The organism is Flavitalea antarctica (assembly GCF_054461535.1).
Window position 1 is genome coordinate 29,326 of the sequence record NZ_JBTLQG010000031.1, and the last position, 18,789, is coordinate 48,114.

The window sequence follows — 18,789 nt, forward strand, 5'->3', positions numbered from 1 at the left end:
CAAATAAGTTCGCAATGGCTTTACAAATTCCGCAGGCTCCTCCTGTAACTGCAGACGTTTTGTTGTTTAGTGAAAACATGTTTCTTTTAGAACAGACTTTGTAAAATTTACTGAACTGCATTTTCCAATTTAATAACCCAGGCGTATTTGCTCCTGTCTTCGCCTGGTCTCCAGTTAAGCGATGTAATTTTCAAATTGTTACCCGAGTAACTGGAACCTACATTAGCATTCATACCTACCATAGATATCGCTGTTGGTTTTTTTATATTTTGAATATTAATTACACCTGTGGGGAGTTCGGTCAAAAGCACGTACAAATCTTTGCCTTTTTTCGTGAAGAAAACCTTCGTTTCTTTTTTGACAACCGGGGCTGCGTTCCACGAAGTGGTTCCGTAAATAGCTTCACCATTAGTAGTAAGCCAGTTGCCAAGATCAAGCAATCGTTGTTGCATTATAACTGGAATAGTTCCATCTGCGTCAGGGCCGATATCGAGTAAAAGATTTCCACCCCTGGCCACTTTTTCAATCAGCATATGCACAAGCGATTCAGACGACTCATACTCGGAAAGATTTTCATTTCGGTTATATCCAAACGAACTTCCAATCCCCCTGCATTCCTCCCATGGATGAGCGATTTTTATTTCTTTACTATTGGCATCATGGATCAGATCATACTCAGTTGTATAAAACCCTCCATGTTTGCTGCGGGTTTCTTTGCCCCAACGGTCATTTACAACAACATCGGAACGAACAGGGCTTTCGTTATACAACCACGATAAAAATTCAGTGCTTTTCCATGTCGCACTTAGGTGTTCCCATTCGCCATCTGTCCAAAAAATATCCGGCTTATAAGACATGACTAAGTCTTTCATTTGCGGCATCATATGTTCATCCACATACCTGTTTACATTCGTTTTATATAGTGGATTAAACCATTCATAGAGTGAATAATAGAAACCCATTTTTAATCCTTGTCCTTTCACTGCTTTTGTTAGATCTGCTGCAAGGTCCCGGTGGGGGCCTACATCAACAGCGTTCCAATTCCAGGATTCTTTACTGGGCCAAAGTGCAAAGCCTTCATGATGTTTCGAGGTAAGTACAACGTATTTGGCTCCTGCCTTTACAAAAAGTTCAGCCCATTGTTCCGGCTTAAATAGCTCAGCTTTGAAACTTCCTGCAAAATCCTGGTAGCGGAATTTGTCGCCATATTTTGCCTTGTGGAAATTTCTAAACGCATCGCCTACAGGTGATTTGTCGCCGTCTATTCTCCACCAATACCATTCTGAGTACTTGGCGCCTACGTTTAATTTGGGGTCTACAGGTGCCCAGGCCGGAACCGAATAAAGTCCCCAGTGAATAAATATCCCAAACTTCGCGTCCGTAAACCATTTAGGAATCGGCCGGCTGTCTATTGACTCCCAGGATGCAGAATATTTCTGCTGCGCGATGAGAGAAATATTCCAAAGGACGCATGATAATAGAAAAAGCAATCGGTGTTTCATGTGCTGTTTGTATGTTTATGAGTTAGGTAAGAGGGCTCGGTCCAGGTGAACATAACCACCATCGACATATAAAATTTGCCCTGTTGTATGACTTGCCTTTTGAGACAGCAGGAAAACCACAGCGTTGGCAATTTCCTCGCTTGTTGTCATTCTATTTTCCAACGGAATTTTAGACTTTATCTCTTTTAATTTTTGTTCAGCATTTGGTAGCGTGTTGATCCAACGATCATACAAGGGGGTGAAACATTCTGCAACTGAAACAGCATTTACCCTGATCCCATATTTTAACAGTTCGACTGCCCATTCTCTTGTGAGTGCATTTCGTCCACCATTACTTGCGGCATATCCGGAGGTGCCCCCCTGGCCCGTTTCAGCTGTCTTGGAAGTTATGTTTACGATCGGGCCTCTCGATTTGATAAGCTCGGGCAAACAGTAATGAGCAATTAAATAATAATGCACCAGGTTTTTGTGCAATGACTCTATAAATCCCGCATAAGAACCATGTTCTAACCCGACTCCATCATTTACGCCGGCATTGTTTACCAGTCCGTCGATTCTACCGAATCTGTTTATGACAGATTGCACCGCACATTTGCACTCTTCCGGGCGCGTCAATTCCGCAGTTACGTAAAAACCTTCCCCATTATTCTTTTGAATGTACTCTAATATTTTTTGGTTGTCCGTCATATCTCTGCCTATCACAACAGGAATAGCACTTTCATTGACCAATACCCTGACAATTCCTTCTCCGATTCCCCTGGCCCCTCCGGTTACAATAATTACTTTATTCTTCAAGCGCAGATCCATCGATGATAACTTAAAGTGAAACTCCCCTTTTCCATGGAATGAAATCGTCCTGGTTTAATTCAACCGCTTTTGGCACTACAAGGCCACTTGCCGCCTGAATACAATATTCAAAAATTTCCTCACCCATTTGTTCAATTGTTTTGTCTCCGTTGATAATATCTCCGGTATCAATGTCTATGATATCGCTTATTCTTTTTGCAAGCAAGGAATTCGTTGATATCTTGATGGTGGGTGCTACCGGATTCCCGGTTGGGGTTCCAAGCCCTGTTGTGAATAGAATTAACGTAGCACCGCTTGCCGCCTTCCCTGTAGTTGCCTCTACATCATTTCCCGGGGTACACACTAAAGACAAACCTGGCTTATTCGCCTTTTCCGTATAATCCAGCACGTCGACAATAGCAGAAGTTCCACCTTTTTTTGCGGCTCCTGTTGACTTGATTGCATCCGTTATCAATCCATCCTTGATATTGCCAGGTGATGGATTAGCTTCGAAGCCGGAGCCAACAAGGTGTGCCAATGCATCATATTCCTGCATCAACTCGATGAAACGGCTGGCGACCTGTTCATTTTTGCACCTATCGATAATTCCTTGTTCTGCGCCGCATAATTCCGGAAATTCTGCCAACAATACTTTGCCTCCCAGAGCAACCAAAATATCGGCAGCGTGGCCCACAGCAGGATTTGCGGAGATTCCGGAAAATCCATCGCTGCCACCGCACTTTACTCCAATAGACAGCCTGGTCAGTGGAAAAGGTTTTCTTTCAATTGTATTTGCCTGGATGAGACCTTCAAAAGTTTTTCTGATTGCTCCTATAATTAAAGCTTCCTCACTACTTTCCATTTGTTGCTCAAACACAAATGTTGGTTTATCATAGGAAGGGTTTCTTTCTTTAATATCAAACAACAATTGTTCAACCTGTAAATGCTGACATCCGAGACTCAGTACGGTAATCCCGGCAACATTGGGATGATCAGCGTAAGCAGCCAGGAGTTTACTTAAGGTGGCGGCATCTTGTCGCGTACCCCCACAACCACCGGAGTGATTTAGAAACTTTATGCCATCAATGTTCCTGAACACCCTGTCTGCTGGAAGGCTGAATGATTTTGGTTCCGTAACCTCTCCCTTATTCACTGATAGTTGTTCCACCAGGAAGCGAACTTCTTTTCTGTATTTATCACTGGCCCCATAACCCAGCTCATTTTGCAAAGCCTCCCTGATTACATCCAGGTTCCTGTTTTCGCAAAAAACAGTCGGGATAAACAGCCAGTAGTTAGCAGTGCCCACAGATCCGTCGCCTCTTTCATAACCATTGAATGTTCTTCCTTTAAACTTTGAAACATCGGGGGCGGTCCATGTAAAGTTTGCTGATCTGAAACTATACTTTTCAGTGGCGTGCTTTGTGTTGACTGTTGTCATTAGCATCCCTTTTGAAATCGGAACCTGCGCCTTTCCCACCAATACGCCATACATTATAATATGATCCATCGGAGAAAGGTCGGAAACAAAAAATTTGTGCTTTGCCGGTACGTCTTCCTGCAACGTTAATTGTTCTCCTTTCACAACAACTACCCTTCCCTTCCTCAGGTCTTTTAAAGCGACCAGGACATTATCGTTTCTATCAATTTGAATAAATTCAGCCATTGTGCTATTGTACTTTTTTTAAAAAGATTTTTGTGATCTCTGATTGGGACCCTTTGCGGATACTTTCCTGTTGTACCACCATCCACGTCTTAAACATGTAACAATACCGTATCGTAATCCCCGGACTCTTTCTTTTTAAATTTAATTGTACGAATGGAAAAATAAAGTACTGGTAAAAAAGCAATCGCCGGCACAACATACGCCGCCTGGATGCCTTTCACATCAGATAGGCTTCCCATGATGACGGGCAAGACTGCCCCGCCTGCAATGGCCATTATTAACAGGGATGATCCCAACTTAACTTGTTCTCCAAGGCCTCGTATGCTCAACGAAAAAATTGTTGGAAACATAATAGACATAAAAAACTGAACTCCGATCAGGCAATACACCGCTGGCATACCATTGAAACTGATTGCAAGACTCAACAGCAACATATTGATCAAGGTGTATACGAACAGCAATCTTTCTGGCGGGATGAATCTCATAATAAATGTCCCCGCAAATCGCCCAATCATAAAAAAGAAAAGGGCTAATGATAAATAGAATGCCGCAGATTGTTCGCCAATGGCTGCCGTCTTGTTTAGAAACCTTATGAAAAAACTTGAAACACATACCTGTGCTCCCACATAAAAAAATTGAGCAACTACTCCTGTTATCAAATTTCCCTGCTTCCAGATACTGGTACTTATTTTTTGTTTGACGGAACTTTCATTCTTGAATTCGGGCAAAGGGACGCGCCATATGATAAGGGCGACAATCAACACAATGATGGAAATGACGATATATGGCAGCTTAACATTAGCGGCCTCCTGGTCAAAATACGCATCTGACTGGATCGAGCTCAATTCAGCTAATTGCGCCTGTTCTAATGAATTGCCGGACAAAATGAAAAGCCCGCCTATCAATGGTGCCAGGGTCGCAGCCAGGCCATTGAATGATTGGGCCAGGTTTAGCCGAAATGCCGCAGTCTTCTCCTCACCTAAAACAACAATGTAAGGGTTAGCAGCGGTTTCTAAAAATGTGAGCCCGGAAGCAATTATAAAAAGCGCAAAAAGAAATAACCCGAAAATTCTTGCGTTTGCTGCCGGAACAAAAAGAAGAGCCCCTCCGGCAAATAAAACAAGACCGAACAGAATACCTTTTTTATATCCAAATCGTTTCGTTACCAAACCAGCAGGCAGGGCCATGGTAAAATATCCGATAAAGAAGGCGGAATCGATAAAGGCAGACTGCAAATCTGTGAGCTGACAGGCTTTTTTTAAATGCGGAATTAAAATAGGATTAAGGTTGTGCGCTAATCCCCACAGAAAAAATAAACAAATAATGAGTACCAGCGCTAGATTCTTTTTATTCATACACAGCGGTTGTTAAAAAAATACCCCTGTAGACACAAGGGTGACAGTCGTTTGGTTTTTGCTATATGAAATCTTATTTCAATTGTTATTTCTGAACAAATGTCAACCTTTGGATCCTTACTAAACTCCATTAAAATGGTATTTCCTGATACTATCTTCTCTCCATAATGAACACGCCTGGGTTCGGATGCTATTCATGTCAGGCCCGATTGAGATAGCCCGGGCTTATTTAACCGGTGCTCTGTAAGCGAATAGTGCATGGGTAACAGATTCATGTTAAGCCGAAAGGTCTATACTCTTTTCTATGTAACTGATGGCCTGAATTGTCTTCAGTACAGAATCGGGCGTCACCGATATGCTATCTATTCCTTCTGAAACTAAAAATTGTGCAAAGTCTGGAAAATCTGAGGGTCCCTGTCCACAAATACCAACTTTTACATTATTGCGTTTGGCTGCTGCGATTACCAGAGAGATCATTTTTTTTACTGCTTCATTCCTTTCATCGTATAGATGTGCAACCAGGGATGAATCTCTATCCAGTCCCAATGTTAACTGGGTTAAATCATTAGAACCAATGGAAAAGCCATCGATATGCTGCGCGAATTCATCGGCCAGGATAATGTTTGAGGGAAGTTCGGCCATTAAGTAAACCTGCAACCCATTTTCACCTCTTTTTAAACCGAATTCGTCCATCACCTCAAAAACTTTTAATAATTCGTTTACAGTTCTGCAAAAAGGTATCATCACAATCACGTTATCAAGGCCAAGCTCTTCCCGAACGATCTTAATGGCCTTACATTCAAGACCAAATGCAGCTTTGTATTTCATCGAATAGTAACGGGACGCACCTCTCCATCCTAGCATCGGATTTTCCTCCTATGGTTCGAAGAATTCTCCCCCGAGTAAATTAGCATACTCATTACTTTTGAAGTCACTAAAACGAACGATGACGTTATTCGGATAGAAAGAAGCAGCTATTTTAGCTATTCCATAAGAGAGTTTTTTAATAAAGAAATCTTCCTCATTCTCATAGCCGGTAATTTTTTTCTGTATTTCCTTTGTCAATTCGACATTTCCAATTTCTTTATGATGCAATAACGAGAGCGGATGTACCTGGATATAATTGTTGATAATAAATTCTTCCCGCGCAAGGCCTACTCCCCTGTTTGGAAGATGAGAAAACTGGAAGCACATAGAGGGGCTTGCTACATTTAACATCAATGCTGTTCTTACAGATTGAAGGGTATTGAGGTCATACTCTGATTTAGTGAAAGCAACCTGTCCTTCATAAACAAAACCAGTCTCCCCTTCCGCACAACTGATGGTGATCAATTCGTCATCGTTTAACAGCTCCGTTGCATTTCCACAACCAACAATTGCAGGAAGCCCCATTTCCCTGGCAACGATTGCAGCATGACAAGTGCGTCCCCCTTTATTGGTAACAATTGCAGCAGCCTTCTTCATAATCGGTTCCCAGTCGGGGTGTGTCATGTCCGTCACAAGAACATCGCCCTCGCGGAACTCAGTGCCTTCTATCAACCGCTTATCCAAAGAATATAAAATTTTTACATTTCCGGAGGCAATTTTATCACCAACTGCAATTCCTGCAACCCTTATTTTTTTGTTCTCCTCTTTTTCTTTGATTGAATACTCAACCACTATATTATGATCTCTGCGCGAATGAACCGTTTCGGGGCGTGCCTGAACAATGTACAGATCCTTTGATTCTCCATCAATAGCCCATTCTACATCTACCGGTGTCCACTTGCCCTTGATAGTTGTATAATATTCTTCGATCTGGCAAACCCAGTTTGCGAGGCGTAGCACATACTGATCGCTGATACAAAAACGGAGTTGCGATGCTTTTTCCGTCGGTATGATCTTCACTCTTTCGTCCGACTTATCACTATAGACCATCAATTTATCCTTCACTCCCAACTTTCTTTCAATGATGGAATCAAATCCCTTTTTTAACGTAGGTTTAAAAACAATAAATTCATCGGGTGATATAGCTCCCTGCACTACCATTTCCCCTAAGCCGTAAGAGCCACTGATCACAACTACATCTTTAAAGCCGCTTTCCGTATCAAGACTAAAAGCAACACCAGAAGAACCCAGGTCGCTGCGGACCATTTTCTGAACACATAAACTCAGACCAATAACAAAATGGTCATAGCCAAAAGACTGCCTGTAGCTAATAGCCCTGTCGGTAAAAAGAGAAGCAAAACAATTTCTGACAGCATCCATCAGGGTTGCCGGGCCCCTTACATTTAAATAGGTTTCCTGCTGACCTGCGAAAGATGCATCGGGTAAATCTTCAGCGGTCGCAGACGAACGTACCGCCACATCTGTGTACTCCTGTCCATACCTGGCCGATAAATTTTCATAGGCAGATATAATCGTCTCGCTCATTTCTTTTGGGAACCTGCCGTTACTTATCAGCAGTCTTACCTGCGATCCACCGCGGCGCAGGGATTCCAGATTATTATAGTCAATGGCTTCAATAATGTGTTTTATAATACTTTCAAGGTTATTGTATTCTATAAAGTTTTTATAAGCGTCAACGGTGATGACAAAACCGCCAGGAATATTGATACCAAATGAAGATAAATTCTGGAGCATTTCTCCGAGAGAAGCATTTTTGCCTCCTACCCTGTCCAGGTCATTTATATTGACCTTCTCAAGCGGTAGTGTAAAACTGTTCATTGTGATTGTTGCCATAAACGAAGCTTTGGATCATTTCAAAGTTATCACCCGGATAATCTTAAAATCTCCTCTAACTTCTCTCATCTTTATACAATGTTCACCTTTTGAATAAGCCACCCCGGCACTTATCGTTTTGTGTTGAACCGAAGGTGCTCTGTATGTTCAGATCGAAAATGCGGAAAATTAGCACACTCTGATCCACTGTCAGGCGAAAACACCGTGCTCTTTTTTATATACCATCGGAGTTCTGCCGGTTTGTTTTTTAAACAGCCTGTTGAAGTTGGAGATGTTGTTGAATCCGCTTTCATAACACACCTCGTACACGGCTTTGTCTTCCTGTTGCAGGAGTTTACATGCGTGGGTAATGCGAATTTCAACAAGGAAGGCGGAGAAGGTTTTTCTTGTATGCCTTTTGAAATAACGACAAAATGATTTTGGACTGATGTTTGCCTCTGCAGCAATCTGGTTCAGGGTTATATTTTCCTGGAAGTTTTGTAAAACAAATTGAAAGATTGAGTTCATTTTATCTGCCTGGTCTTTTGAAGTCTGCAAAACAAAATCTGACTGTGCAATGACTTCTATTTCCCTGGATTTTGAGATATACCCTAAGATGAGTAAAAGCACGATAATCCGGTCGCCCCCTTTAGCCTTAAGTAACCTTTCCATCAAGCCTGCAACCACTTTTTTTGTTTTCCCGGTAACCCGCAAACCCTGTTGTGTTTTGTTAAGCAGGTTAACAATTGGCCGGTTTTCAGGTAAACTTAAAAAAACATCGCCCAGGAAGCCGGGGTGAAAATGTATTACGGTGGCTTCTGCTTTTTTTGAATCATCTTTCAGAAAATACTCTTCATCGCAACGCCACATGTGAGAAAGATTTGGCCCAACAATCACCATATCTCCCGGCATAAAACGACTGATCTCGCTGCCAATAAATTGTGCGCCACTTCCTTCGTGTATATAAACTATTTCGACTTCCGGGTGAAAATGAAACCTGTTATAAAAGTACGGCACGCAGTCTTTACGTATGCTAAAAGAATATTGAGGACCAACCGGAACTTTTAAAAGAAGTGGCTTCATAACATCTTAAAAATAATGATACTTTTAATAACTAATTCAGGAGATCAGCCTTGATTCTTTTGGCGGTAGTGCTACTGACTTTGTTTTTCCATTTCGCCAGCGCAACAACGCATTAGCAGGGTACTCCGTGGGGTTTATAATCACCAGGTTTCCTTTATCATTCAATTCCGCCTGCAAGTGATCCAGTCTCCAGATATGTTCGCCATCTATGTAGATGGAAGGCAATTCTATGTTTCCTAACAGCATAGAGTTTACGGGCCAGGTAGCGCTATTCAGGTAAGCATGCCCAAATTCATCGGGAACATCATTGAATGATGCACACTCTGTCATCTGGCCAGGTTCCAGGTTGCCCCATTTTATTCCAGGACGCACCATCATTTGCAATGGCACACGAACAATATCGGACAGCAAATCCATAAAACGGCGCTCTCCTGTAAACTCGTACAGATCCAGAAGAAAGCGACCGCTGTTAACACACATACCCGGTGTGCCCCACGCATTTTGAGTATTAGCGATCATTGCCCCGAAAGGCTGGATCCCATTTTTTCCCAGCACACTATCAGCGGGAAAATCAATTCGTTCATCTAACACCCATGTTGCTAACAGGTCGCTCATCTGACTCGCCCACTTCAAAAATTGTTGCTGCTTTGTAATGCTATACAGCAGGGTCAATCCCTCCGCCATGGCAGTCATGCTTTCATTGTCTGCGGTGCCCTGAAGCGTATCGGTAGGCCCACCCCAGGTTTCGCCTTTCATGAGGCCATCTGCAACGTATTTAAAGGCTATGTCTTTAGCTGTTTGCAAAAAATCGGGGCGGTTGAAACGCTTCGACCCAAGTGCGAGACAGCTAATCGCCCTTGCGCCGCCAAAGGCTCCGGACCAAACTGTTTTTTCTGTGTGAGGATTCAGCAGGAACGGAATATTGCCTTCCTTCTTCCAAACTCTGGCTAACGCTTCGCAGGCTTTTTCAAGTGATCTGTCTAACTGATCGGCCAGGGCTTTATCACCGGTGCCATTTTCATTACGCAAGGTGTCGGCGAGGCTCAGACCATAAAACACCGTGTCCGTCGTGCGTCGCGGAGTAAGGGAATTCATTGCCCAAAAGAAATCAAGATTGCCATCTGCGGTGATCCATTTGCCGTCTTTCATACGCACACCATAAAATAAACCGCCGGGCGCCTGGGCATGTTCAATGTAGAATCGGGTCATAGTCCGGATCCTGTTTTTTATCTCTGCATCTCCATTGATAAACATGGGCAGCATCATCATGGTACCCGAGCCCCAGCCAAGAATTAATTCCCTTGGATGATTTTCAGTGTGATGTACTGTGCGATAGTAGCCTTTGTTTTCTTCCCACAAGCTTGTGTTGTTCCAATTGATTGCAAGTTCCGAAGCGTAACTTCTCGGCACCAGGTCAGCGGTGGAAACAACCTTTCCATCCTGCCCTGGCGCCAGTCCTTTTCTGCGTAAAGAGCGCTCACCTGTCCAGGTGCTTACAAAAGAGGGAATATCCGGGGCACCTACGGGCATCAACCTGAGTTCTACAACTGCGGATTCGCCATCCTTAAATTCATAAGGCCGATCCGGAGAAGAGACCCAGGTGCAATTACGGAAACGACGTTCCCGCACGCAGGGATTTTCTATGGTAACCTCGTGAAAATTAGTAACAGGATCGGCGGTATGAATAACACCAAGCACCCGGCTTTTTTCTTTCCGGGCATAGCCCAAATGCGTTCCGGCCTTCTTGTTTGGTTCGAATACACTAACACTTGCAGACGCCGCCTGGTATCCCCATAGATGAACAGTATACCAGGTAGAAGCATCCTGCCGGGGAAGATCTGCAATGACTCTCCTGTTCGATCCGGCCTCCCTGGTCTTCACTTCATAGTCCGTGATCATCGGGCAATAGCCACGCGGTACAATGGCGTCTGCTTTATTGCCATTGTATACAACGCCTGGTATCAAAGTGAAAGCTTGTGCCGGAGGTGCCGTGAAAAATGTATGAACCCGAACCGAGGCGGATCTCGCCGGACCACGGCGTGTGATTTCTGTTGTGAGCCGATATCCCCCGGCATCTTTTTTCACATGGCTGATCGCTTCCCATGTACCGCTTTGCGTATCATCAATTGTTGCATAAAGCGTCCACAAAATATCTCCTTTTTCGACCTTGTCCGCTTTAGTCCAGGCAACTCTTCGTTCACCATCAGGATTGTTACCGTTATTACGATACCAGCGCACGCCGAGGGGCTCCCTGTACAAAACCGTGGTCTGCTCTTTGTATCCACCATGTATTTCAAACTTGTTTTTATCTTTTTGTACGAGGCGAAGCCACCCCTCTCCGTCTTTTAACTCAGAAACAATTTCTTCTGGTTTCAGGAAAAATTGGTTTGACTGTGATCTTGCTTTTAATGCGAGCATCCCACCTGTCATACTTGCCACAAAATGTCGACGATTGATATTCATTGTTAGAGGTGTTATCGATAGTTAAAAAAGTGAAACAGTTCATTTGGCTCCATCAATACTACTTTGAGTGTTGCTGCTTGCAGGATTTGGTTTAAATCTGGCGCCCTGTATTTTTAACACAACGGCATTAGGCCACAAATAGTTAGTGTAAAATCGCTGCCCTCTTACAGCACTGACCTGCAAACCCTGGGGCGTAGTGGAGGCATATACTTTACCATCCAGTCCCTCTTTATATTCCACCAGTTCTTCGCCGTAGCCCAGCATACTAACCTTAGTGCCGGCACTGCCTTCAATGTGGGTCAGCACCATATTTTTTCGTTCGCCCCACTTCCAGTCTTCTGCACTTTGTCGAAGCACATAGGCATAGATAGTTTTACCATCATTGGATTGTGTGTACCAGACATTTCCTTCTCTTATCACGGGGAGTGGTTTCACTTTATAAACCGCTTCTGCATTGGCAAAGTTCCAAAGTGCTACTTCACGTAGCCGGTCCTGCTGCTCTATCTGCAACTCTCCATCAGGCTTAGGTCCCACGTTAAGCAGAAAATTACCGCCCTTGGCTCTTATCTCAATAAGTTTATTGATGATCTCTGTCCCTGATTTATGCGGGTCATTGGTGGGCTTATAACCCCAATCGGTACCCATCGTATAACACGCCTCCCAGGGACGAGGCAAAGCTGCATCAGGCGTTACCTGTTCGGGAGTTTTCATCTCGTCTCGTGTAATGATCAAATCCGGGTTAAGTTTCCACGCATACTGCCTTAGTCCATCGCCTGGACCATCAATAAAAAGAATATCAATCTTACCATAGTTGGTGAGCAATTCTTTCAACTGAGCCTGGTCGTATTGCATTAAACCCGGGTTGTTTATAGGATAATGTTGCGGGTGCTGCAGCCTTCCGACCGGGATATTGTTGTTATGGAAATAATAAAAATCTTCAGGCGAAAAATATATGCCGATAGCAATGCCCTGCTTGCGAAATGCAGTGATTACTTCCTGCAAAATATCTTTCTTAAAGGGTGTGTTCATCACATTGAACGAAGTGGTCTTTGTATCCCACATACAAAAGCCCGAATGATGCTTGGTGGTGAATACGACATACTTCATTCCGGCAAGCCTTGCGAGCGTCGCCCATTCATCCGGGTCAAACTTTTTGGGATTAAAGTAAGATGGGAGTTCTCTAAAATACTTTTCACGATACTCTTTTGAAGCACCCGCCAGGGAATGCGAAATCACTACGCCCAGCGTAACATCCACGTTCCAGTGAATGAACATACCGAATCCTAAATCCTGGAACCAGGATACACGGGAAGGCTTGTTGCCATTCTGAGCCGACTGCGCAAAAGAGAACGAAAAAGAAACGAAAAAACTGGTGAGTAAAAAGATTGCTTTCATGCCTCTATAATTAAATTCATAAATGAAATTGTTATTTTGATATCTACCAGCTCTGGAAGCATGCCTTTTTCATGAATTTAATAAATAGAGTTTTGTATATCCGGCCCGATGCGGCAACACACACTCTCCATTTTTTACGTTTATCGTGCCTCCGTCAAAAAGCTCCTGCAGCTTGTAATTTTTCCGGGTTTTTAATGTTAATCTGTGCGTCACATCCGTTTGCATATGAATGCCAATTAAACGATTGTTGATATAAACAGGATCACTTCCCTCGTAGAAAATATGTACACCTGCGGTACGGGCAATTTCACGGAGCACCTTTGCCGGCACTCCTCCAACTGCACAGTAAACAGAAGTATAGCCGCTGAATTTTTTACGGGCAAAAGCCGCTTTACCATCACTTACATAGGTGCCCAAAATCTCAGCGTTAGCCTCTGCTAACTCAAACAAAGGCTTAATAGGCCTGGTAAAATCAAAAGTTATATCAGTAGGAAATTGTGATGATAAATTCTGAGCTGTAACCTGTACCCTGCTGTCAGCGGCTTCTCTTCTCTTAATGGCGAAGCCAGTGGTACTGCTAATGCTCTCTAAAGAAAACTTTTTGTCCTGGATGTAACCTGGCGCATACATCCACAGGACCGTTCTGCCGCCAGTTTGCATTTTTGCTTTAATGAATTCTTTTTTCGCGTGAGCAATTTCAAAAGCGTTCAGGATTATTATCAGCTTATAACGTTCTAAGGGCAAATCAGGATGATCAATATCAGAGAAATTATAAATATCATAAGGAGCACCTATCCGCGCCAGTTCATCAGGCGGTGTTACTAAAAGATCAGTGGCAAGGGATGAAAAAGCCTGCGTATAATACATGGATTTGACATCCCCAAATACAGCAATCTCGGCGATGGATTCAAGGTGCAAATGGCGGAGATGTTCCTGTTGCATGCTTATCATCTTCTCTATTTCATTCATCAATGGTTTTGCATAAAAATACCCGCCGAAAAAGTCAAACCACCAGAGCGAAGCATTCTTAACGCGGGTCAGAACAAACTCACGCCTTAATACATGAACGGTTTGGAATTCATCTTTGAGCTTTGTGTTAGAGCCTGGTATTCTACGACCGTTTTCTACGGTTTGTGGGGCGATATAGGTAGTATGGTCGATTTCCTGGAAAAGTAGTTTCTTGTGCAGCTTCAACGAATCCAAAGTCAGCAGGAAGCCACTCTCGCCTTCAAAATCTCTGGGCTTACCATATTTTGCGGGAGCAAAAATCATATCAATGTCCGGTGAAGACCAAACCTTTTCATAGCCTAAATGGCCCTCTTCCAACAGCCGCTTATTATCTAATTGCGTGAGGTAGCCGTAGTATACTCCCAGGAGTTTTTTGTGATGCAAAACTTCCTGGGATTTTTTCAAAAAGTACAGAATGCCATCACCGATGATTTCATGATGAAAATGCCAGTACTTTAATGCGGTTGCATCAGCAACAGGATCCCTGAACACACCGTTTGTAGTTTTATGCAGTGTATCAAGGGGCAGTAATTTCAAAGAAGGATCGCCAGTAAACTTTCTATACGCAGCTTCTTTCAAAGGGTGATACCGGATCATCGCTTCAGGGCGGCCATTGCCTTGCGAATTTGTATACCACTCTGTGGAAGCCCCACAAAACAGGCTGTATGCAAAAACCTTATCTCCATATTTTTTTTCGAAGTATCGCAGCATGTCTTGTAAGAAACGAGCCGTGTCTTCGCGCCAGGGTTGATGCCCAACCATTTCTACAAGGTTCCAATAAGAGTTGGAATTGCATTCGTTTGATTTCACATACCAGTCCCGCGTATCCAATTGCAGCATAATATTGAAATAGGCATCCGGGGCATGTTTAATGAACAAATCCATTTGCTTGTCAATCACCGAAAAATCATATTGACCCGGTCCTTTCCATGATTCACCGAAGGGAGAATAAGGTACATCCAATGTGCAATCCAGGCCAGTGTGCAAGACACTCATTAAGCGAATACCGGCACCATAGAATTCACTGATATTCCTTTCCTCAGGACGAAACGAACGAAATGAAAGCGACTCGAAGATTTTGCCGTTGATGCTAATTTTCGAAACACCTTTGTCCTCTACAATTTTGGCTACAAGGTTTGATTTAGATGGTTCCAGAAAACTTAAGCCTGGCAAAGAGGAACAGACAAACACACCGAGACCCGCCCGGGAAGAATCAATTAAGAATTTACGTCGCGTACTTTCCATTTCTCTTATTTTTTCATTTCTTTACTATTAAAAAACGCTGTCTTTTTTCAGCTTGACTATTTGGCTAAATGAATGACAGCCGATTCTTTGCAACAATCACTTTCCCATCCGGCCAATTTTCATCGGTGGTTTTCTCTCTATTTTGAGAAATAAGATTTTGCATCAGCGGGCCGGATATCCGTCAGAGAGCCTTTGTAATGTCTCAACTCTTTGGGTTCGAAAGGATGTTCTGCAATCATTTTTTCAACGATATCTATGCCCAGACCAGGCTTGTCACCTATAGCCATTTTTCCGTCCACAAACGTCACATTTTCTGTACTGATTTCCGAACGCCAGGGAACATCAGAACTCATTGTTTCCAATAAATGAAAATTGGGGGTGCAAGCTGCCAGTTGAAGCGTAGCGGCATTAGCCACCGGCCCGCTTGGATTGTGCGGACAAAAGGGAATGTGATAAGCTTCTGCCATTGCAGCGATTTTTTTCAACTCCATAATTCCACCTGCGTGGCTCACATCCGGCTGAATAAAATCAACCGCCTTCAATTCAAAGAGAGTGCGAAAGTCCCACCGATTGTACAGGCGTTCGCCGCCGGAAACAGGAATTTGAATCCTCCTTTTTACTTCGGCGAGGCCTTCCAGGTTTTGTGGAGGTATCGGTTCCTCAAACCATAAAATATCAAACGCGCTCAGGGCATGACCGATACGAACAGCGGTAGGAATATCAAACCGCCCATGTCCTTCAATAATGATATCTGCTTCGTCCTTAATAGCATCGTAAACAGCGCTTACACACTCTATGGCTTCATTCAGGGCTTTCCGTTCAATCTGCAGGTAGGCGGAGCCAAAAGGGTCCCATTTCAGCGCCTTGAATCCCAGCTTAACTGCTTCCTTAGCCTTGGCCGCAAATTCATCAGGTCGCCTGGCCGGCGCAAACCAGCCGTTGGCATAACACGGCACTTCATCCCGGACCTTACCTCCGAGCAGCTGGTATACCGGCACACCCAGGTCTTTCCCTTTAATATCCCAGAGCGCCATTTCAATAGCGGAGATTGCAGTCATTAGCACAGCACCTCCTCGCCAGTAGGCGTCGCGGTAAGCACTGTGCCAAAATTCCTCGATGCGATGCGGATCTTTTCCGATTAATGCTCTTTCGAGTTCTTTGCAGGCTTCTGCTACCGTATGTTCTTTATACTCCAATGTTGCCTCCCCTACTCCATGCAGCCCATCTACGTCTGTGACGACTTTTACAAACACCCAATTAGTGCGGTAAGCGTGGCAGATAAATGTTTTTATTCCTGTTATTTTCATTTGAATAATTGAATAATAAAACTTGTAAAATTGGCGCTTGTTTCCTTCGATACTTTACCCTCGACTTTCAAAGCTGACAAAAAATGAAACGATTATAAATACGACATACGCTTCCGGGAGCTGCCTATGTTTTTATCACAGTGTTTTCTCCGTCTACTAAAAAATAAAGTTTTGCAACGCCAGGATCTAACGGCAGCGTACATTGTCCATTGTTTGCTGTCACCTCACCTCCATCATACAGTTCCGTTAGCTTGCATTGATTTTTAAAAGGAAGTTTGATTTCGACGTTATTTTCATGCTGAAAATGAACCCCAATTAAACGATTGTTAATATGTACTGTATTGGTTCCTTCATAATAAATGTGCACACCGGCGGTTCTTGCCACTTCCCGCAATATTGATGCTGGCATCCCACCCAGCACACTGTAAAATGATTGATGGTTTTTGTCCTTTGTACAACCAAAAGCCACTTTACCCGAATGATCATATTTGCCCAGGGGAATTACATTTTTGTCGTTGATATGAAACACAGGTGATATCGGAAGTGACGATCGATAGTTTTTAACTACTTCCTGGTTTTTTAAAAGAGGATTACTAACAAGGTTGATTTGCTGTTCCGCATTTCGTATAAAATTTCTTCTATTTGATGGCATAGATACTATTTACAGGTCTGTTGTTTATAAAAGGTGATCTATCGATTATTCCAATTAAGTTCTGCTTTTTACCCACTAGTAAAAGCGAAATCTCGGAAGGAGCTGCCGGTATCGTATTGTGGTAAATAAGTCTTTCCACCCGCACTCCTTGTAACGGCGATACCTCCCCGCAATCAAATTCAATCGTGCTGCCATTTTCGTCTTCGATTTTAATAACGAGCGTTCCTTTTTGGAACAAACCATATTGCCCGGTAATGAAATACGCCTCTTCACGAAAGGAAATCTGTAATGGCTCGCAAATAACGGCCCGCTCATTTACGCGTTGAATTGACACGCCGGTAGGAACAGTGCAGGTCTGCACCTGGTAGTTAAATTCAAATACACCACCGGGAAAAATTTCCTTTAAAGGTGATAGCAGTTCCATTTCCAAATACGGCGGATTAAGTTCCTGGTCATCGGCAAAGTCCATCAGGCGGTTTCTTGAAAAAATCTGGCCTTTTCCCTGCGTCCAAATATGAATACTCGTGTTATCAGGATAGGGTTCCCCATCCTGGTATTGATAATTTAAGACGAGCACTTTGCCTTCGTTCCGGGCATGATACGCGATCCATCCGCCGTTCGAATCCAGCCCCAGTTTTCCGACCAGATATTTGAAATTGACAATAAGGTTCCCATAAGCATCTAATTCGTTCTGAGGGTTGTTTACCAAACCATGCATCACCTTGTAACCGCCTTCAAACAAGCTTGCCGGGTTTAATGGGCAAACAATGTAATACTGATTTTCAGGACCCCGATCAGGAGCATCAAGCTGGCATACCGGCCATACAGACCACTCAACAGGCTTGTCCGACATATTGTGAAACAACACACGGATGTCGATCGCTGTACTCCCCGCGTGAAGCTTTATTCTTTTCTCAATCTGCAGGCCGGTAAAAGGATCAAACGGCGAAACTAAGCGTAACTCCTGATTCTTGCTTTCCCCGGCTATAAGGTCACACTGATACTCTCCTCCATCCAACACCGGATCGGGTGGACCTGGCCATCTGCCTGGGGAGTTCCAGCCTTGTGGCGCGGGCCAGACTTTTTCTCCGCCGTAATTCAACCAGCTGCCATTTTCGCCCAACCTGGTATCATCCGGGCTTATCCCTTTTAGTTTCTTGTTGCAAAAGAAAAACTGGTGATTGTCCAATTCCAATTGAATCAATCTTCCCCCAAACTGTGGTGCAACAAAGAGTTTCACCCACTCATTTTCCAGCAGGTGAACATCCCAGCCGTTATATGTTCCTTTCGTAATTTGTGGCAGAGGTTTATCCATCTTACAGTCAATCATTTCTTTTACAGCTTTAACAAAAAGAAATTTGTCCAACCATTTGAACGGACGAAGAACGAAAAGCAACTACCATCGATTCTTCATAGATCCAAGTCTTCGCCAACCGTCAGCAGCTTTGTACCCACACCTTTCTTCCGGCATCCTTCACAAAAAGTTCAGGGTCTTCCGTGTTTTCTGCAAACATTCCACAATGCATAGGGATGGCTAAGGATGGATCAACACGCCACTAATTTGATGGCCTCATCTACATTTATATTTCCCAACTCCCCGTTCATAACGATAAAAACAACGTCCGTTTTT

The 18,789-nt window shown here is 43.5% G+C and carries 11 protein-coding genes and 1 pseudogene; all 12 read right to left on the bottom strand.

Annotated elements, in window-relative coordinates; translation table 11 throughout:
- Positions 1-107: 107 nt before the first annotated feature.
- The 12 genes and pseudogenes from ACX0G7_RS21255 to ACX0G7_RS21310 all read right to left on the bottom strand — a co-directional run bounded on the left by ACX0G7_RS21255 (position 108) and on the right by ACX0G7_RS21310 (position 18,489).
- Positions 108-1,502: an alpha-L-fucosidase gene (locus tag ACX0G7_RS21255; protein ID WP_458925534.1), complete on the bottom strand. Its 1,395-nt coding sequence runs from the start codon at positions 1,500-1,502 to the stop codon at positions 108-110.
- 15 nt (positions 1,503-1,517) lie between these two features.
- The gene (locus ACX0G7_RS21260; RefSeq protein ID WP_458925535.1) at positions 1,518-2,309 is read right to left on the bottom strand and encodes an L-fucose dehydrogenase; all 792 of its coding nucleotides are present in this window, start codon (positions 2,307-2,309) and stop codon (positions 1,518-1,520) included.
- A 10-nt stretch (positions 2,310-2,319) separates the two neighbouring features.
- A complete protein-coding gene (locus ACX0G7_RS21265) occupies positions 2,320-3,951 on the bottom strand; it encodes a UxaA family hydrolase (RefSeq protein WP_458925536.1) in 1,632 nt (543 codons plus the stop codon).
- Positions 3,952-4,040: 89 nt separating this feature from the next.
- Positions 4,041-5,306 (bottom strand): L-fucose:H+ symporter permease, encoded by a 1,266-nt coding sequence (fucP, locus tag ACX0G7_RS21270; protein ID WP_458925537.1) that lies wholly within the window; start codon positions 5,304-5,306, stop codon positions 4,041-4,043.
- A gap of 276 nt (positions 5,307-5,582) precedes the next feature.
- Positions 5,583-8,027: pseudogene (gene ppsA, locus ACX0G7_RS21275) on the bottom strand (phosphoenolpyruvate synthase).
- 189 nt (positions 8,028-8,216) lie between these two features.
- Positions 8,217-9,089, bottom strand: coding sequence for an AraC family transcriptional regulator (locus ACX0G7_RS21280; RefSeq protein WP_458925538.1), 873 nt, complete (start codon positions 9,087-9,089; stop codon positions 8,217-8,219).
- 36 nt (positions 9,090-9,125) lie between these two features.
- On the bottom strand, positions 9,126-11,552 hold the full coding sequence (locus ACX0G7_RS21285) for a hypothetical protein (protein ID WP_458925539.1): 2,427 nt from the start codon (positions 11,550-11,552) through the stop codon (positions 9,126-9,128).
- Positions 11,553-11,591: 39 nt separating this feature from the next.
- On the bottom strand, positions 11,592-12,947 hold the full coding sequence (locus ACX0G7_RS21290) for an alpha-L-fucosidase (RefSeq protein ID WP_458925540.1): 1,356 nt from the start codon (positions 12,945-12,947) through the stop codon (positions 11,592-11,594).
- 69 nt (positions 12,948-13,016) lie between these two features.
- Positions 13,017-15,200, bottom strand: coding sequence for a hypothetical protein (locus ACX0G7_RS21295; RefSeq protein WP_458925541.1), 2,184 nt, complete (start codon positions 15,198-15,200; stop codon positions 13,017-13,019).
- Between the two features lie 137 nt (positions 15,201-15,337).
- Entirely contained in the window at positions 15,338-16,507 is a 1,170-nt protein-coding gene (dgoD, locus tag ACX0G7_RS21300; RefSeq protein WP_458925542.1) for a galactonate dehydratase, read from the bottom strand.
- 124 nt (positions 16,508-16,631) lie between these two features.
- Positions 16,632-17,159 (bottom strand): hypothetical protein, encoded by a 528-nt coding sequence (locus ACX0G7_RS21305; protein WP_458925543.1) that lies wholly within the window; start codon positions 17,157-17,159, stop codon positions 16,632-16,634.
- On the bottom strand, positions 17,146-18,489 hold the full coding sequence (locus ACX0G7_RS21310) for a DUF4380 domain-containing protein (protein WP_458925544.1): 1,344 nt from the start codon (positions 18,487-18,489) through the stop codon (positions 17,146-17,148). Before ACX0G7_RS21310 ends, ACX0G7_RS21305 begins: the two co-directional genes overlap by 14 nt.
- Positions 18,490-18,789 lie beyond the last annotated feature (300 nt).

Excerpts from the sequence above, each read along its gene's own strand:
- ACX0G7_RS21255 (WP_458925534.1), bottom strand. The coding sequence starts at position 1,502 with ATGAAACACCGATTGCTTTTTCTATTATCATGCGTCCTTTGGAATATT.
- ACX0G7_RS21260 (WP_458925535.1), bottom strand. The coding sequence starts at position 2,309 with ATGGATCTGCGCTTGAAGAATAAAGTAATTATTGTAACCGGAGGGGCC.
- ACX0G7_RS21265 (WP_458925536.1), bottom strand. The coding sequence starts at position 3,951 with ATGGCTGAATTTATTCAAATTGATAGAAACGATAATGTCCTGGTCGCT.
- fucP (WP_458925537.1), bottom strand. The coding sequence starts at position 5,306 with ATGAATAAAAAGAATCTAGCGCTGGTACTCATTATTTGTTTATTTTTT.
- ACX0G7_RS21280 (WP_458925538.1), bottom strand. The coding sequence starts at position 9,089 with ATGAAGCCACTTCTTTTAAAAGTTCCGGTTGGTCCTCAATATTCTTTT.
- ACX0G7_RS21285 (WP_458925539.1), bottom strand. The coding sequence starts at position 11,552 with ATGAATATCAATCGTCGACATTTTGTGGCAAGTATGACAGGTGGGATG.
- ACX0G7_RS21290 (WP_458925540.1), bottom strand. The coding sequence starts at position 12,947 with ATGAAAGCAATCTTTTTACTCACCAGTTTTTTCGTTTCTTTTTCGTTC.
- ACX0G7_RS21295 (WP_458925541.1), bottom strand. The coding sequence starts at position 15,200 with ATGGAAAGTACGCGACGTAAATTCTTAATTGATTCTTCCCGGGCGGGT.
- dgoD (WP_458925542.1), bottom strand. The coding sequence starts at position 16,507 with ATGAAAATAACAGGAATAAAAACATTTATCTGCCACGCTTACCGCACT.
- ACX0G7_RS21305 (WP_458925543.1), bottom strand. The coding sequence starts at position 17,159 with ATGCCATCAAATAGAAGAAATTTTATACGAAATGCGGAACAGCAAATC.
- ACX0G7_RS21310 (WP_458925544.1), bottom strand. The coding sequence starts at position 18,489 with ATGATTGACTGTAAGATGGATAAACCTCTGCCACAAATTACGAAAGGA.